General features: G+C 60.9%; 16 protein-coding genes. 12 read left to right on the plus strand and 4 right to left on the minus strand.

Annotated elements, in window-relative coordinates; translation table 11 throughout:
* Positions 1-9 precede the first annotated feature (9 nt).
* On the minus strand, positions 10-1,344 hold the full coding sequence (locus F7R06_RS16860; RefSeq protein ID WP_090323241.1) for an ATP-binding protein: 1,335 nt from the start codon (positions 1,342-1,344) through the stop codon (positions 10-12).
* Positions 1,341-2,066: a response regulator gene (locus F7R06_RS16865; protein ID WP_090327410.1), complete on the minus strand. Its 726-nt coding sequence runs from the start codon at positions 2,064-2,066 to the stop codon at positions 1,341-1,343. The genes F7R06_RS16860 and F7R06_RS16865 overlap by 4 nt, the downstream gene beginning before the upstream one ends.
* 152 nt (positions 2,067-2,218) lie before the next feature.
* Between F7R06_RS16865 and F7R06_RS16870 the strand changes: the two genes are divergently transcribed.
* The 3 genes from F7R06_RS16870 to F7R06_RS16880 all read left to right on the plus strand — a co-directional run bounded on the left by F7R06_RS16870 (position 2,219) and on the right by F7R06_RS16880 (position 4,182).
* Positions 2,219-2,530 carry a hypothetical protein gene (locus tag F7R06_RS16870; protein ID WP_090323240.1) on the plus strand — a complete coding sequence of 104 codons (312 nt, stop codon included), beginning with the start codon at positions 2,219-2,221 and terminating at the stop codon, positions 2,528-2,530.
* Positions 2,531-2,570: 40 nt separating this feature from the next.
* On the plus strand, positions 2,571-3,239 hold the full coding sequence (locus F7R06_RS16875; RefSeq protein ID WP_090323238.1) for a DUF3313 domain-containing protein: 669 nt from the start codon (positions 2,571-2,573) through the stop codon (positions 3,237-3,239).
* 229 nt (positions 3,240-3,468) lie between these two features.
* The gene (locus tag F7R06_RS16880) at positions 3,469-4,182 is read left to right on the plus strand and encodes a tRNA (adenine(22)-N(1))-methyltransferase (protein WP_281198294.1); all 714 of its coding nucleotides are present in this window, start codon (positions 3,469-3,471) and stop codon (positions 4,180-4,182) included.
* Positions 4,183-4,233: 51 nt separating this feature from the next.
* Here F7R06_RS16880 and F7R06_RS16885 read toward each other — a convergent pair whose 3' ends face one another.
* Positions 4,234-4,794, minus strand: coding sequence for a lipid-binding SYLF domain-containing protein (locus F7R06_RS16885; RefSeq protein ID WP_090323235.1), 561 nt, complete (start codon positions 4,792-4,794; stop codon positions 4,234-4,236).
* 475 nt (positions 4,795-5,269) lie between these two features.
* Here F7R06_RS16885 and F7R06_RS16890 point away from each other — a divergent pair, with 475 nt between their 5' ends.
* A complete protein-coding gene (locus F7R06_RS16890) occupies positions 5,270-6,241 on the plus strand; it encodes a metallophosphoesterase (protein ID WP_245706710.1) in 972 nt (323 codons plus the stop codon).
* A gap of 275 nt (positions 6,242-6,516) precedes the next feature.
* Positions 6,517-6,978 (plus strand): HvfA family oxazolone/thioamide-modified RiPP metallophore, encoded by a 462-nt coding sequence (locus F7R06_RS16895; RefSeq protein ID WP_090323233.1) that lies wholly within the window; start codon positions 6,517-6,519, stop codon positions 6,976-6,978.
* A gap of 154 nt (positions 6,979-7,132) precedes the next feature.
* On the opposite strand, the gene F7R06_RS16900 is transcribed toward F7R06_RS16895, so the two are convergent.
* Entirely contained in the window at positions 7,133-8,812 is a 1,680-nt protein-coding gene (locus F7R06_RS16900; protein ID WP_090323231.1) for a sigma-54-dependent Fis family transcriptional regulator, read from the minus strand.
* 384 nt (positions 8,813-9,196) lie between these two features.
* On the opposite strand from F7R06_RS16900, the gene F7R06_RS16905 reads away from it, so the two are divergent.
* From F7R06_RS16905 to F7R06_RS16935, 7 genes are all read left to right on the plus strand, one after another.
* Positions 9,197-9,499, plus strand: coding sequence for a phenol hydroxylase subunit (locus F7R06_RS16905; protein ID WP_090323230.1), 303 nt, complete (start codon positions 9,197-9,199; stop codon positions 9,497-9,499).
* On the plus strand, positions 9,496-10,491 hold the full coding sequence (locus tag F7R06_RS16910; protein WP_090323228.1) for an aromatic/alkene monooxygenase hydroxylase subunit beta: 996 nt from the start codon (positions 9,496-9,498) through the stop codon (positions 10,489-10,491). The genes F7R06_RS16905 and F7R06_RS16910 overlap by 4 nt, the downstream gene beginning before the upstream one ends.
* Positions 10,488-10,760 (plus strand): MmoB/DmpM family protein, encoded by a 273-nt coding sequence (locus tag F7R06_RS16915; RefSeq protein ID WP_090323226.1) that lies wholly within the window; start codon positions 10,488-10,490, stop codon positions 10,758-10,760. The genes F7R06_RS16910 and F7R06_RS16915 overlap by 4 nt, the downstream gene beginning before the upstream one ends.
* Positions 10,761-10,810: 50 nt before the next feature.
* The gene (locus F7R06_RS16920) at positions 10,811-12,346 is read left to right on the plus strand and encodes an aromatic/alkene/methane monooxygenase hydroxylase/oxygenase subunit alpha (RefSeq protein ID WP_090323224.1); all 1,536 of its coding nucleotides are present in this window, start codon (positions 10,811-10,813) and stop codon (positions 12,344-12,346) included.
* Positions 12,347-12,467: 121 nt separating this feature from the next.
* Positions 12,468-12,827 carry a phenol hydroxylase subunit P4 gene (locus F7R06_RS16925; RefSeq protein ID WP_090323223.1) on the plus strand — a complete coding sequence of 120 codons (360 nt, stop codon included), beginning with the start codon at positions 12,468-12,470 and terminating at the stop codon, positions 12,825-12,827.
* 10 nt (positions 12,828-12,837) lie between these two features.
* Positions 12,838-13,899, plus strand: coding sequence for an NADH:ubiquinone reductase (Na(+)-transporting) subunit F (locus F7R06_RS16930; RefSeq protein ID WP_090323222.1), 1,062 nt, complete (start codon positions 12,838-12,840; stop codon positions 13,897-13,899).
* A 125-nt stretch (positions 13,900-14,024) separates the two neighbouring features.
* Positions 14,025-14,927 (plus strand): SphA family protein, encoded by a 903-nt coding sequence (locus F7R06_RS16935; RefSeq protein ID WP_090323220.1) that lies wholly within the window; start codon positions 14,025-14,027, stop codon positions 14,925-14,927.
* Positions 14,928-15,038 lie beyond the last annotated feature (111 nt).

Here is a 15,038-nt window from a genome sequence, read left to right on the forward strand (position 1 = left end):
CAGCGGACCCTAACCATTCACCGGCAACTCCACCCGTGCCAGCAATCCTCCACCCTCGCGATTGCTCAACGACAGTTCCCCGCCCTGTTCGCGAACGATCGCTCGTGCAGCCGAGAGCCCCAGGCCAACCCCGCCGGTGTCTCGGTTGCGCGAGGTTTCGAGGCGGAAGAACGGATCGAATACCCGTTGCAAGGCCGCGTCGGGGATACCCGGGCCTCTGTCGCTGACGTCGATGCACACCGAATCGTCGTCCCGGCCCAGTGTGGCGCGCGGGCGCTGCCCGTACTTCACGGCGTTTTCCAGCAGGTTGACGATCACGCGCTTGATCCCTAGCGGCCGGCCGACATACACCAGGTGCGCCGGGCCGCTGAAACCGATGGCGATGCCCTGGTCGCGGTAGTCGTCGATGATGGTTTGCAGCAGCTCCGACAGATCGAACGCGGTGGATTGCTCCAGGTGAGTGTCATCGCGGAAAAACGCCAGGGCGGCGTTGATCATCGACTGCATCTCTTCGACATCGCGAATCAGTTTGCGTTGATGGTCCAGATCTTCCATGAATTCGCTGCGCAGGCGCATCCGGGTCAGCGGGGCGCGCAAGTCATGGGAGATGGCCGCGAGCATGTGCGTGCGTTCGCCGATGAAATGCTGGATCTGCGCCTGCATGGTGTTGAACGCGATGATGGCCTGGCGTATCTCGTGGGGGCCTTCGATGTTGATCGGCGGTGCGCTCAGGTCGCCGCCAAAGCGCCTCGCGGCGCTGGCGAAGCGCTGGAGTGGATTGGCCAGTTGGCGCGTGGCAATCCAGGCGACCAGCAAGGTGGCGACCAGCCCCAAAGCGATGATCACCGCAATCCGCGTACCGGTGTTCAGGCCCCAGCTGCGTTCGGGGGGCGTGAACGACAGCCAGCTGCCATCGCCCAGATGCACCAGTGCGACATAACGCGCCTGCGAACTGTCCTTCGGCCAGTCATCGGGGTGGAACACTTCCATCCCTCGGTCATCACCGAGCAATTGCTGCAGCACCGGCACCTTGCCGGCTTCGACCTGCGCGCCTCGGGCAGGCAGATCGAAGGAATCGCGGTTCGCGCTCCACGAGACATCCAGCATCGGGTTGCTCGCCGCGTTCGCCAACTGTGGGCGCAGCGGCGCCGGTGCCGCCTCGATCACTCGCGTGGTCGCGGCAATCTGTTCCAGCAGACCGGTCCGTTCGATCGGCGGACGCGCCCAGGTGCCCGCGACCTGGACGAACAGGGCATTGAGGGTTAGCGAAGCCAGCATTGCGGCGACTATGGTCAGGGCAATCCGGCGCCTGAGGGTGTCGCGGTGCAAGATCCGGAAGATCATGAGCGGTTGACCTTGGCCGTGAACATATAACCCCCATTGCGTACGGTGCGGATCAGATCCGGGCGCTTGCTGTCCGGTTCGATCTTGCGTCGCAGCCGGCTGACCTGCACATCGATGCTGCGGTCGAAGGCCTCATGGCCCTGGCCGTGCGTCAGGTCGATCAGTTGCTCGCGGGTGAGGATGCGCTGCGGGTGCTCGAGGAACACCACCAGCAAGTCGAATTCACCGCCGGACAGCGGAATCATCACGTCTTCGGGCGAGCGCAGCTCGCGACAGGTGATGTCCAGGTGCCAACCGGCGAAGGCAATCACCGGCCTCGATGGTTCGACACTGTGGCTTTTCTGTTCGCCTGTGCGACGTTGCAGGGCGCGTATGCGAGCCAGCAATTCCTGGGGCGCGAAAGGCTTGGTCAGGTAGTCGTCGGCACCCAGTTCCAGGCCGACGATGCGATCGCTCAGCTCGGCCATGGCCGTCAGCATGATGATCGGGATGCCCATCTGTGCCCGCACTTTCTGGCACAGGCTCAGGCCACCCTCACCGGGCAGCATCAGGTCGAGGATGATGGTGTCCGGTCGCCCGTGCGCGATCGCCGCCCACATGGCCTGGCCATCCGCGGCGACGTCCACCTCATAGCCATGCTGAACGAAGAATTTCTTCAGCAAGGACAGAATTTCCGCATCGTCGTCGACGATCAGCAGTTTGCTCACGTTCACAGGATCCATGGGCCAAAAAAAGAAGGCATCTAAAACCATTTCGATGCCGGGGTCATTTATTTCAATCGAGCAATATTTCTTCCCGCCGGACATCAATCGGACATCGTCGGGCAAAAACCCTCGGGCACCCTGCGAGCATTCCATTCCAGAGGGGGGCTTCCATGAAGGTTACGAACAGCAGCTATAGCGCCGAGGGCGACGACGCCACGCGTTCCCTGATCCTCACCCAGCGCACCACCGCACCGGGACACGATACGTCGATCCTTTTCCAGCAGACGTGCCTGGAACTGGCAAGCGATCAGAGCCAGATCGTCATGCGCCGCTACTTCGAGCGTTACAGCCCGACCAGTGACCACTGGGTGGAGTACATCCACAGCGTTTCGACTGCCGAATTCATCCACTGGATCATGACCCAGGGCCGGCTGCGCATCGAGTGCTCGGAAAATACCCCGCAAACCCACGTCCACGCCTGAACGGCGCGGACCATCAAGCCGTACAAGGAATATCGCATTGATGAAAAGCAAGCACTCGCTGCCGTTGTTGCTGGCCGCCACCCTGGGCCTGTCGGCCTGCAGCAGCAAAAAAGTCGAACCCGAGATGTATTCGGGGTTTTTGAACGACTACAGCGTGCTGACGGAGCACCAGTCGCCCTCGGGGCAGACTGTCCTCAGCTGGGTCAGCCCCGCCTTGGCGAAAGGCCGGTACACCCAGGTCTACCTGGCGCCGAGCCAGTTTTACCCACGGTCGCAACCGACCGAACGGATCCCGCAAAGTACCCTCTCCGAGGTGACCCGATACTACGATGCCGCCCTCAGGCACGAACTGGAAAAGGTGGTACCCGTGGTCTCGCAACCGGGCCCGAATACGCTGGTGGTGAAGCCTGCCATCACCCAGGTCGCCAGCAGCACGCAGGGCTTGCGGTTTTATGAATGGCTACCGGTCACCCTGGTCGCGGCCGGGGTGAGCACCGCCACCGGCATCCGCGATCAGGACAGCCAGATCGCCACTGAAGTGTCATTCGAGGATGGTGTGACCGGGTTTGTCGTGGCTGAGGTGGTCCGCAAGGGCACAGGCGTGCCACTGGACGACGACAAGCAGGTCATGACCGCCGACAACCTCAAGGCCGTACTCGATGGTTGGGCCAGCGACCTGCGTCAATCTTACGTAGCGGTTGGCCGGTAAACCCGGGCGGATGTCTGCTGTTGGCAGAGCGTTCGCCCCGTCACAGCCGTGCTGTTTGTCGGCCTGCAGCGGCCCCTGGCCAGGGCGCGCAGCGGCCAGATTCACGCGCGCGAGGGCGAGGCGAACCATGGTCGTGGTCGCCGGAATTTGAAATGCACGGCATTGCTCGACAGAATGCGTCCCGACCCGGCCACAGGTGCCGGACGTTTGTGCTGAAAAGGGGTTGCCGTTGAACGAACAGACATTGTCCATGCGCCTGGAACGCGTGGCCGCGCAGGTACCGGCCGGTGCGCGCCTGGCCGACATCGGCTCGGATCACGGCTACCTGCCGGTGGCGTTGATGCGCCGTGGCGTCATCACGGCGGCGGTGGCCGGCGAGGTGGCACTGACGCCGTTCTGTTCGGCCGAACGCACGGTGCGCGAGAGCGGCCTGGACCAACGGATCACCGTGCGCCTGGCCGATGGCCTGGCGGCGATCGAGCCCGGAGACCGGATCACGGCAATCAGTCTCTGCGGCATGGGCGGCGAGACGATCCGCGACATCCTCGACAGTGGCAAGGCGCGTCTGAATGGCCAGGAGCGCCTGATCCTGCAACCCAATGGCGGCGAGCAACCGTTGCGTGAATGGCTGATGAACCATGATTACCGCATCCTGTACGAGGAAGTGCTGCGGGAAAACCGCTTCGACTACGAAATCATCGTCGCCGAGCGCGACGGGCCGGTGATGTATAGCGCCGAGGAGTTGTACTTTGGCCCGCTGCAGATGCAGGCCCGCAGCCCGGCGTTCCTGCTCAAGTGGCAGCGCCTGCTGCGTCTCAAGCACAAGACCCTGGAACACGTCGCCCGGGCGCGCCAGTCGGTCCCCGAGGAAAAGGTGCGGGACATCGCCCGGCAGGCCCGGTGGATCAGCGAATTGCTCAATGGAACGCAGTGCCTGACGTGATTGGGCACCCCATCGGCTTCACCGGTCGGGTGCCCAATCAGGCAGGTTTTTCTAGCGTTTGATCAGGGAAATCTTCGTTCCTTCGATGCTGACCCCGGCCATTAAACCTTGCTGGTTGAAGATGAACGCATAGGCATCGTCTTTCAGCGTCGAGCTGGACAGGTTCTTCGCCGCCCCTTCGTCAACGACCACCACGGTCGGGCCTACACCGATTTCCCAGCCCTTGGTTTCAGTGACATATTTCAGGGCTTTGTCGGTCATCAGAAAAACCGCATAGCCATAGGATTGTGCGCCCGCCTGTAGTCCCCACGAGCCGCCGACGGAGTTGTAGTAATCCACGACTTTCGAGCCTTTCATTAACACGCCTTCGCCATAGCTGCCGCCGAACACCAGGCCTGCCTTGATGATTTTCGGGAAGACCAGCACTGCCTTGGCGTTGTGCGACATGGTTTCAGCTAACGGATGGGACTTGTACAGCGATTGCAAGGCTTGCCGGGAGTCGGCGTTGAGATCTTCGGCGGTGGCCGCTCCTGCAGTGTTCAGAAAACTCGCCGAGGCTAATGAGGCTGTCACCAGGACCATCGACAGGAAGAAACGCATAGATTGAGTCATTTCCTTACTCCGAAAAGGGAGCAATGGACGGGAGCAGCGGTCAGCCCCTGCCTCAGACAGGAACAGCACCCACTGAAAGTATCCGGCGCACCCTAAAGTTTGTGAATTGCAAGCGTCGCGGTTGAGCGTAGCAGGGGCCCAGGCCTTGACCAGTCGCGATGCCATCACTTGTTGTGACCACCGTACAGGGGCCGGGTTCGTCGTTAACCGGCACTTTCGTTCGATTGCGGGCTGAGCCTTCAACTATTTAAGGGGGGGGGGAGTGAAAAAAAGGCCATTGGAAGGGTGTAGAGCAACCACTTTTTAACAAAGTGTGAACAACTGCTGTGATTTATTAGGACGGCGGTTCGAGTTTCACTAACCCCCCGATTGACCCTGGCCAGTGAGTTCCTGATTGAAAGGCACAACTTCCCCGTCGCTGTCTGCGAAACGCTTGGTACTTCGAAGGATTGCGCGCTGCGCAGGCATCGCCACCGTGCTCTTGCTGGCGTGCGGCGGTTATTGGCTGTACACGCCGCCGTCGCCCTTTGTTCCGGTGTCAGGTCTGGAACCTTCCACTGTGTCGATGATTGCGCTGGGCGATCAAGGCAGCGCCAACATGCAGCAGTGGCGCGTAGGGCAAGCGATGGAAAAGGTCGCGGCCAGGGAAGGACGCCTGGACATGGTCGTGCTGCTGGGCGACAACTTCTACGGCAGGCCATTGACCAGTACCCGCGACCTGAGCTGGCAAACCCGATTCGAAAAGGTGTATTTGGGGCATTGGCTCAGTCACGTGCCGTTCTACGCGGTGCTGGGCAATCACGATTACCCGGTGTCGCAACCGTTTGAAATCGAATACGGCCAACAACACGTGGGTTCGGGTCGCTGGCAAATGCCAATGAACTTCTACACCAAGGATTTCGGCAGCGTCGATGGACGTCCGTTGGTGCGAATAGTGTTCCTCGACACTGCGGCGCCACGTGAAAGCCTGCAACAGCAAATCGACTGGATCGATCAGGCGTTCCAGGCACCCGGCCCGGCTCCGGTGTGGCGAATCGCAGCGTCCCATCATCCGGTGCGCAATCAGGGCGGTCATGGTGAAGAGTCGGATCTGGTCACCCGGCTCCTGCCTGTGTTGCAACGCAACAAGGTCGATATGCTCCTGTCGGGACATGATCACAATCAGCAACTGCTGCTGCGCGCCGGGGAACCCGCGTGGGTCATCTCCGGCGGTGGGGGCCAGACGCTCGACACCCTGAGTATCTCCCCGGCAGACAGTGCGTTCGCTGCCTCGCGGGCAGGCTTTGCCAAGCTCGACCTGAAAGCCGATCAGTTGCGGCTGGCGTATTACAACGATCAGGGTGAACTGGAGTCCGACTATCGCTGGGCCAGAAACTGCCCGTGGATGGCCAAGGGCTGTTTGCTTCCAGGCACCGATCAAAAAAATATCGCCCAGTCGGACCATTGACGGGCGGTTTCGCAGTGATGAAGGCCGGAGCGTCGCCGGCCAGATGTTTAAAAAGTGACATCAGGCCTGAGGGGGCTGTGTATCGCTGTGTATCCGAACCCGGTGTACGCAGACTGGCTTACAAATGCCCCTCGATCCTGATACATCCGGGATACACGGTTGCCGTCAAATAGCCCTGCCTTAGCGAGAAAGCAGAACGCTCTCGCACAACGGCTTATCGCCCTGGTGGCAATGACCCAAGCGGCTTGGCCGCACACCGTACCCGGAGAATCACCATGTCCCGTATGTCGAACAAATCCCGTATTGGCCTGATCGCTGTTGCACTGGCCGGCAGCCTGAACCTCGCATCGTCCGCCTTTGCCGCTGAAGCGTTGCCGCAAGGCTACCAAGTCGCTGCAGCGCAAAAGAGCGGCGAAGGCAAGTGTGGCGAAGGTAAATGTGGTGCCAGCGAAACCGGCGCCAAAGTGACCAAGGCCGGTGAAGGCAAATGCGGTGAAGGCAAGTGCGGTGACGCCTCCTTCGCGCGCACCGACACCGATCACGACGGCCGCGTGTCGCTCAAGGAACTACTGGCCGTTGCGCCGAACGGTGGTGAAGAGTTCAAGGCGATGGACACCAACCACGACGGATACCTTTCCGAGGCCGAGGTCTACAAGTACCGTACAAACCAGTACGTCTCCAATGGCAAGAAGGTGCCGACCGAACTGTTCACCAAAATGAGCCAGGCCCGGGACTGATTTCATCGCGCCGTTTCAACCTCCCCGGGGTCGCCCCGAGGGAGGTTTTCTGGTTTGCAGGTAGGGGCTTTTGCAGGGGCTGGGTTGTCGGATCGCCGCATTGCAGCGAAGGCGATCTTGTCAGTGGCGCAAGGCTCACAGACCCGATCGCCTGCTAGGGAGATTTTTTCAGGCGGTAGGCCAGCGCGGGTCGGGTCATCCCCAGCAAGCGTGCCGCCTCCGAGACGTTTTGCTGGCTGCGTTCCATGGCCGCCTGAATCAACGCATCTTCCACGCCATCCAGGCCAATACCGCTATCGATGATGGTGTCGATCCAGTCCTGGCCACTGGCGAGCGTCGATTTGACCAGGCGTCCATCGCTGGCCAGGCCAATGCTTTCAGCCAGTTGCGGTGAATGCGGGAAGAGGGCGTCGACGGTGATGCTCTGGTTCTCATCGGTGATGATCACGCCGCGCTCCATCAGGTTTTCCAGCTCGCGGATATTGCCGGGCCAGTCGTAGTGCAGGCACACCTGCAGCGCCCGGTCCGACAGGCCCAGGGTTTTTTTCTTGTAGCTGGCGTGCAGTTTTTCCAGGAAGTGTTCGATCAGCAGCGGGATGTCTTCGCGGCGTTCGCGCAAGGCCGGAATGCGCACCGGAAACACATTCAGACGGTAGAACAGGTCCGCCCGGAAACGCCCTTGCTTGACCGCGTTTTCCAGGTCTTCGTGGGTCGCGGTGATGACCCGCACGTCGACCTTGCGGGTCTGCGAGTCGCCGACTCGCTCCAGTTCCTCTTCCTGCAAGACCCGCAGCAGCGTGGCTTGCGCGCGCGGGGTCAACTCGACGATTTCATCGAGGAACAACGAACCGCCATTGGCCCGCTCGAAACGGCCCATGCGCGATTGCTGGGCACCGGTGTAGGCGCCTTTTTCCACGCCGAACAGCTCCGCTTCGATCAGGTCTGGCGGGATGGCAGCGCAGTTCAGCGCGACAAAGGGCCCGCCGGCTCGTTCGCTGCGCAGGTGCAGGCTCCGGGCGATCACTTCCTTGCCCACGCCGGTCTCACCCAGCAGCAATACCGAGGCCTTGCCCAAGGCAACCTTGTCGATCAGTGCACAGGTTCTGCGGTACACCGCCGACTGGCCGATGCCGTAGAACTTGCCGGCCTCGATCTGCAAGCGCTGGCGCATATTGGCCACTTGCACCTGAAGCGCTTGCAGTTCATCGATGATCGGGTCGCTCTGGAAGTAGCGCATGACCTCTTCGGCGTCGTCCCACTGTTCGGCGGGCTTGCCGATGATCCGGCAGTGCGCGTCGCCGCAACCGCGGCAACTGACCTCCTTGTAGATGATCTGCCGACCGAGGAAAAACGAGCTGTAGCTGATGGCATAACCGAGCAGCATCCAGCACACCGGCTGATCGGAATGCAGGTTTTCGGTCTGGCAGTTTTCCACTTCGAAGGAGTCCTGCCATTCGATATCGGCGTAGAACTGGCCGTTCTCCAGATCGATGTCGATGGTCTGCGGGCGCACGTTGACCATGCCCTTGAGCGAGTGCAGTTGCGGGCCGGTGAAGAACATTTCCACATCACTGCCCTGGGGCCGCAACTTGCGCGCCAGTTCAGCGTCCTTGAGCCCGGACTGATAGCCTAGGCGCATGAAAAATCCCTTGGCGCGCTCGACGCCGAGCATCTCGATCAACTCGCGTCTGCACGACGCCATCATCGACACCTGGATCAACAACATGCGTTGTTCGTCCAGCCAGATTTTCCCTTCGCTTCCGAGAAATCGAACCTGGTCGCTCAGATCCTTGAGCGACGGCGGGTGCTGGGAAGCCTTGTACGTGGTGATCATTCAGTGCGCCCCTGATTTGTAGTTATTGGGGTGGTGATGCGTTCCGCTCAGGCTATTGGCGGATTGTTCCAGGCATCGTAGCGACCGTGGTTTTTCAGGCAAGGCAAGGTCGTTTTTTCTTTTTCTAAGCGGCCTGAAAGCGGACCAAAAGTCAATCGCCGGATGATTGCTCATTTGCTCGAAGGGGGCGGGGACGATTGATCAAATGATCAATTTGCCGCTGCCGAAGTCTTGCCCGGCAGCCGGTCTTGAACGCTGTTCGTTGGTGGAGGGTTGCTGATAACTATCTGTTTTTAAACAAATAAAAAATCAATTTCGAGCGTTTTTTCGTCGCTGGCACCCTTGTTGCTCCGTACCCCGACCATAACAAGGGAGTACCCGAGCATGAGCCAACCTGGCAGTACCTTCGATCAGATGCCGCGTTACATCCGTGTACGCAGCGAGCCTGACGCCACCTTCGTCGAATTCGACTTCGCCATCGGTTTTCCGGACCTGTTCGTCGAGTTGGTGCTGCCGCGTCAGGCGTTCCGGCAGTTTTGCGAAAACAACCGGGTGCAGCACATGGACGCGCAGATGTCCGAGGCCCTCGACGCCGATGCGCAGAAGTGGCGCTACGGCGAAACCCGCGACGCTGAGCCGGTCGCCGACCATCCAACACAACAAAAACCACAGGAGTCCACTCCATGAGTGTCGAGATCAAGACGACGACCGTCGAGACGATCCGCAACACCTTCAGCCACACCCGTCGCCGCTTTGGCGACAAGGTGGCCAGCCGGTATCAGGAAGCCAGTTTCGACCTGGAGTCGGCGACCAATTTTCATTACCGGCCGCTGTGGCAGCCGGACAAGTTGCTCAACGACGCCACCCGCACGGCAGTGGTCATGGCCGACTGGTACGCCGTCAGCGACCCGCGCCAGTACTACTACGGCGCCTACGTCCAGGCCCGGGCCAAGATGCAGGAAAACGCCGAGCACGATTACGCGTTCTGCGAAAAGCGCGACATGCTCGCCGGCCTGTCCAGCACCCATGTCGAGCTGATCAGCAAGCTGTTGTTGCCGCTGCGCCACGCCGAGATGGGCGCCAACATGAACAACAGCAACATCGCCGCCGATGGCTTTGGTACCAGTGTGACGCAGATGCACATGTTCCAGGCCATGGACCGCCTGGGCATCGCCCAGTACCTGTCGCGCATCGGCCTGATGCTCGACGATGGCGATGTCCTGCTGCTGGCCCAGGCCAAGCAGCAATGGCTGAACGACCCGGCATGGCAGGGTATGCGCCGCTACGTCGAGGACACCCTGGTGGTGCGTGACTGGTTCGAATTGACCGTGGCGCAAAACCTGGTCAGCGACGGCCTGGTCTACCCGCTGCTGTTCCACAAACTCGATGAACAACTGACGGCCAACGGCGCCGGCCAGGTCGGCATGCTGACCGAATTCATGCGCCTGTGGTTCGCCGAAAGCCAGCGCTGGGTCGATGCGCTGCTCAAGACCGTGGTCAACGAAAGCGCGGCCAACAAGGCGCTGGTGCAAGGCTGGATCGATCACTGGAGCCCGCGTGCGGTCGAGGCGCTGCAAGCGCTGGCGGCCCTTGGCCTCGATCCATCGGCACTGGATGCGGTGTGCAGCGAATTCGACTCGCGCCTGAAAAAACTCGGCCTGACAGGAGCCCAAGCATGACTTCCCTCGTTTACATGAACCTGCAGGACACCGACTACGCGCGCTCGATCGTCGACGCCATCGTCCAGGACAACCCCCATGCCGAGGTCCAGCACCAGCCTTCGATGATCCGCATCGAGGCCCAGGGCCGGCTGGATATCCGCCGTGACACGGTCGAGGCGCTGACCGGCAGCGTCTGGGACATCCAGGAAATGCTGATGTACGTGATCACCCTGGGCGGCAACGTCGTGGAAGAGGACGACAGTTTTTCCCTGTACTGGAACAGCTGATCCATCGTCGACAGCCGTTTGATCCATCACAAGAATTCGGGAGCGCCATCATGGCCGTGAAAAAACGTCTTAATGCCAAAGAAAAATACCGCTGCATGACTCGTGACTTGGACTGGGAGCCGAGCTACCAGACCCACGAGGACATCTACCCCCATGAGCGTTTCGAAGGAATCAAGATCACCGACTGGGACAAGTGGGAAGACCCGTTCCGCCTGACCATGGACACCTACTGGAAGTACCAGGCCGAGAAAGAGAAAAAGCTCTACGCGATCTTCGATGCGTTCTCGCAAAACAACGGCCATACCACGCTGTCGGACGCCCGTTACGTCAACGCGCTGAAGCTGTTCCTGTCCGGTGTCACGCCGCTGGAATACCAGGCCTATCAAGGTTTCGCCCGGGTCGGCCGGCAGTTCAGCGGCGCCGGTGCGCGCATCGCCTGCCAGATGCAGGCCATCGACGAACTGCGCCACGTACAGACCCAGATCCACGCCATGAGCCACTACAACAAGCACTTCAACGGCCTGCATGACTTCGCGCACATGCACGACCGCGTGTGGTTCCTCTCGGTGCCCAAATCGTTCTTCGAAGATGCACGCACCGCCGGGCCGTTCGAGTTCCTCACGGCGATTTCGTTTTCGTTCGAGTACGTGCTGACCAACCTGCTGTTCGTGCCGTTCATGTCCGGCGCGGCGTTCAACGGCGACATGGCCACGGTGACCTTCGGCTTCTCCGCGCAGTCCGACGAAGCCCGGCACATGACCCTGGGCCTGGAAGTGATCAAGTTCCTGCTCGAGCAACATGAAGACAACGTGCCGATCATCCAGCGCTGGATCGACAAGTGGTTCTGGCGTGGCTACCGCCTGCTGACACTGGTGGGGATGATGATGGACTACATGTTGCCGAACAAAGTCATGTCCTGGTCCGAAGCCTGGGGCGTGTATTTCGAAGAGGCCGGCGGCGCGCTGTTCAAGGACCTGGAGCGCTATGGCATCCGTCCACCCAAGCACGTCGAAGAGGCCAACATCGCCAAGGATCACGTCAGCCATCAGGCCTGGTCGATCTTCTACCAGTACAGCCAGGCGACCAACTTCCACACCTGGATGCCGACCGACGAGGAACTGGACTGGCTCTCGGAAAAGTACCCGGACACCTTCGACAAGATCTACCGCCCACGCTTTGAACACTGGCGCGCGCTGCAGGAAAAGGGCGAGCGCTTCTACAACCCGACCTTGCCGATGCTCTGTCAGATCTGCCAGATCCCGCTGTCGTTCGGCGAGCCGGATGACCAGACCACCCTCAGCCACCGCAGTGCCGTGCACGAAGGCGAGCGCTATCACTTCTGCTCCCAGGGTTGCTGCGACATCTTCGAATACGAGCCGACCAAGTACATCCAGGCCTGGTTGCCGGTGCATCAGATTCTGCAGGGCAACTGCGGTGGCGCCGACGTCGAATCGGTGGTGCGCGATTACTACAACATCAATCCCGGCCAGGACAACTTCGAATACCTGGGTTCCACCGAGCATCGGCGCTGGCAGGACTGGCACCCGAACGATCGCAATAGCGCGCCGGCCACCTCGAAACCCTAACCCTTGCGGGAGCGAGCCTGCTCGCGATGGCGCCGGAGCATTCACCTGTTTCGGTGGCCGTTAGATCGCTTCGCCGGCAAGCCGGCTCCTGCAGTTAACCGATAACAAGAAGGACAAGATCATGCCTGTGACTGCCATCGGCGCCTACGACGCCCAACCCCTGGACCGCCAGGAAAATTTCCATGGACTGCAGCTGGTGTACCTGTGCTGGGAAAGACACCTGATGTTCTGCGCCCCGTTTACCTTTCCGCTGCCCCCGGCGATGCCGTTCAGCGACTTCCTCGAGCAGGTGGTCAAGCCTTCGATTGCCCGGCACCCGGATGCGCCTCGGGTCGACTTCACCCAGGCCCTGTGGCGCCTCAACGACCGGCCGTTCACGCCGGATCTTGGGGCGAGCCTGATCGCCAATGGCATCGATCACAAGAGCCTGCTGCACCTCGATACCCCTGGCTTGAACGGCCTTGCCGGCAGCTTTAACTGAGGACACGGCGATGAGCTACCAAGTAACCATCGAACCCACCGGTGAGCAGATCGAAGTGGAAGAGGGCCAGACCATCCTGCAGGCCGCCTTGCGCCAGGGCGTCTGGTTGCCGTTTGCCTGCGGTCATGGCACCTGCGCCACCTGCAAGGTCCAGGTGCTGGAAGGCGAGGCGGACCTCGGCGCGGCTTCGTCTTTTGCGCTGATGGATATGGAGCGCGATGAGGGCAAGGTATTGGCGTGCTGTGCCATCCCGCAAAGCGACATGGTGATCGAGGCCGATATCGATGCCGACCCGGATTTCCTCGGGCATCCGGTCGAGGACTACCGCGCGGTGGTCAGCGCGCTGGTCGACCTGTCGCCGACCATCAAGGGCGTGCACCTCAAGCTGGACCGGTCCATGGCCTTTCAGGCGGGGCAGTACATCAACCTGCAATTGCCCGGCATCGAAGGCACGCGGGCCTTTTCCCTGGCCAATCCACCGAGCCGTGCCGATGAAGTTGAACTTCATATTCGGCGGGTCGACGGTGGCCTGGCCACGGGCAAGATTCACGACGACTTGAAGGTCGGCGATACGGTGGATCTGTCCGGGCCGTACGGCCAGTTTTTTGTGCGCACCTCACAGCGTGGCGACCTGATCTTCATCGCCGGGGGCTCCGGTTTATCGAGCCCGCAGTCGATGATCCTCGACCTGCTGGAAGCCGGCGACAGCCGCCAGATCGTGCTGTTCCAGGGCGCGCGCAACCGCGCCGAACTCTATAACCGCGAACTGTTCGAGGCGCTGGCACGGGAATACGCCAACTTCACCTATGTGCCGGCGCTCAGCCAGGCGGACGAGGACTCCGACTGGACGGGGTTCAAGGGCTACGTGCATGACGCGGCGAAGCAGCATTTCGACGGACGCTTCAACAACCGCAAGGCTTATCTGTGCGGGCCGCCGGTGATGATCGACTCGGCCATCACCTGCCTGATGCAGGGGCGGTTGTTCGAACGCGACATCTTTATGGAACGCTTCTACAGCGCCGCCGACGGCAGTGAACAAACCCAGCGTTCGGCATTGTTCAAACGCATCTGAGACCGCCCCCCGATCCACTGTGGGAGCGAGCCTGCTTGCTCCAACCAGTAATGGAACCTGCCTTCTCGACACTCTACGAGCGGGCAGGGCGTGCCCGACCGATAACAACAATAAGGTTGAAACGAATGACTCGCAGAACAAACAAGCTGCTCGTGATCTCCACCCTGGCCAGCGTCAGCGCGGCGCTCTCTGTCCCGGTGCACGCCACCGAAGGCGGAGGCACGTCCTACCCTTTGGGCGCGGAAAACTACATGTCCGGGGCGATGCCGCCACCGGGCTTCTACGGACAACTTTTCGTCAATCACTATGAGGCCGATAACCTGCGTGGCAACGACGGCAAGAAACTCCCGTTGGATTTTCGCGTGCGCGCCAACGCCATCACGCCACGGCTGATCTGGGTCAGCGATTACACCTTGTTCGGCGCCAGCGTGGCGCTGCACGCGATCGTCCCGCTGGTGGACCTCAAGGTCGATCTCAACGGTCAGTCGCAAAGCAAAAAAGGCCTGGGGGACGTGATCTTCGGGCCGGCACTGGGCTTTCACCACAGCGATAAATTCCACAGCATCCTCGCCCTGGACATGATCGCCCCCACCGGGAGCTATGACCGTGGTGACCTGGCCAACACCGGGCGTAACTACTGGGTGATTGAACCGGTCTACGCCATGTCCTACGTCGACCCGAGCGGGCCCAACCTCGATGCCAAGGTGATGTACGACTTCAACCGCGAGAACCCGGCGACCAACTACCGTTCGGGGCAGGAGTTTCACGTCGACTATGCCGTCGGCTGGGGCCTGGGTAATGGTTGGGTGCTGGGCGTGGGTGGCTACTACTACCGACAGACCACCGATGACCGCCAGAGCGGCGAGACGATCGAAGACAACAAGGGCCGGGCGCTGGCCATCGGGCCGTCAATCAAATACACCAGCAAGGAGGGCTGGTTTATCACGGGGAAATGGGAGCAGGAAACCGAAGTGCGCAACCGGGCGCAGGGCAATGCGTACTGGATGAAGCTGACCGTGCCGTTCTGACAGGTCACATCCCTGTGGGAGCGAGCCCGCTCGCGATGACGCTTGCATGGCCGACAGGCATCATCGACTGACGTTACGCCATCGCGAGCAGGCTCGCTCCCACATTTGGAT

Source organism: Pseudomonas moorei, assembly GCF_008801475.1.
Taxonomy (GTDB): domain Bacteria; phylum Pseudomonadota; class Gammaproteobacteria; order Pseudomonadales; family Pseudomonadaceae; genus Aquipseudomonas; species Aquipseudomonas moorei.

What these genes read in the sequence shown, in the direction of transcription:
- F7R06_RS16860 (WP_090323241.1), bottom strand. Translation starts at nt 1,344, where the DNA reads ATGATCTTCCGGATCTTGCACCGCGACACCCTCAGGCGCCGGATTGCC.
- F7R06_RS16920 (WP_090323224.1), top strand. Translation starts at nt 10,811, where the DNA reads ATGGCCGTGAAAAAACGTCTTAATGCCAAAGAAAAATACCGCTGCATG.
- F7R06_RS16930 (WP_090323222.1), top strand. Translation starts at nt 12,838, where the DNA reads ATGAGCTACCAAGTAACCATCGAACCCACCGGTGAGCAGATCGAAGTG.
- F7R06_RS16895 (WP_090323233.1), top strand. Translation starts at nt 6,517, where the DNA reads ATGTCCCGTATGTCGAACAAATCCCGTATTGGCCTGATCGCTGTTGCA.
- F7R06_RS16870 (WP_090323240.1), top strand. Translation starts at nt 2,219, where the DNA reads ATGAAGGTTACGAACAGCAGCTATAGCGCCGAGGGCGACGACGCCACG.
- F7R06_RS16885 (WP_090323235.1), bottom strand. Translation starts at nt 4,794, where the DNA reads ATGACTCAATCTATGCGTTTCTTCCTGTCGATGGTCCTGGTGACAGCC.
- F7R06_RS16935 (WP_090323220.1), top strand. Translation starts at nt 14,025, where the DNA reads ATGACTCGCAGAACAAACAAGCTGCTCGTGATCTCCACCCTGGCCAGC.
- F7R06_RS16915 (WP_090323226.1), top strand. Translation starts at nt 10,488, where the DNA reads ATGACTTCCCTCGTTTACATGAACCTGCAGGACACCGACTACGCGCGC.
- F7R06_RS16905 (WP_090323230.1), top strand. Translation starts at nt 9,197, where the DNA reads ATGAGCCAACCTGGCAGTACCTTCGATCAGATGCCGCGTTACATCCGT.
- F7R06_RS16925 (WP_090323223.1), top strand. Translation starts at nt 12,468, where the DNA reads ATGCCTGTGACTGCCATCGGCGCCTACGACGCCCAACCCCTGGACCGC.
- F7R06_RS16875 (WP_090323238.1), top strand. Translation starts at nt 2,571, where the DNA reads ATGAAAAGCAAGCACTCGCTGCCGTTGTTGCTGGCCGCCACCCTGGGC.
- F7R06_RS16910 (WP_090323228.1), top strand. Translation starts at nt 9,496, where the DNA reads ATGAGTGTCGAGATCAAGACGACGACCGTCGAGACGATCCGCAACACC.
- F7R06_RS16865 (WP_090327410.1), bottom strand. Translation starts at nt 2,066, where the DNA reads ATGGATCCTGTGAACGTGAGCAAACTGCTGATCGTCGACGACGATGCG.
- F7R06_RS16900 (WP_090323231.1), bottom strand. Translation starts at nt 8,812, where the DNA reads ATGATCACCACGTACAAGGCTTCCCAGCACCCGCCGTCGCTCAAGGAT.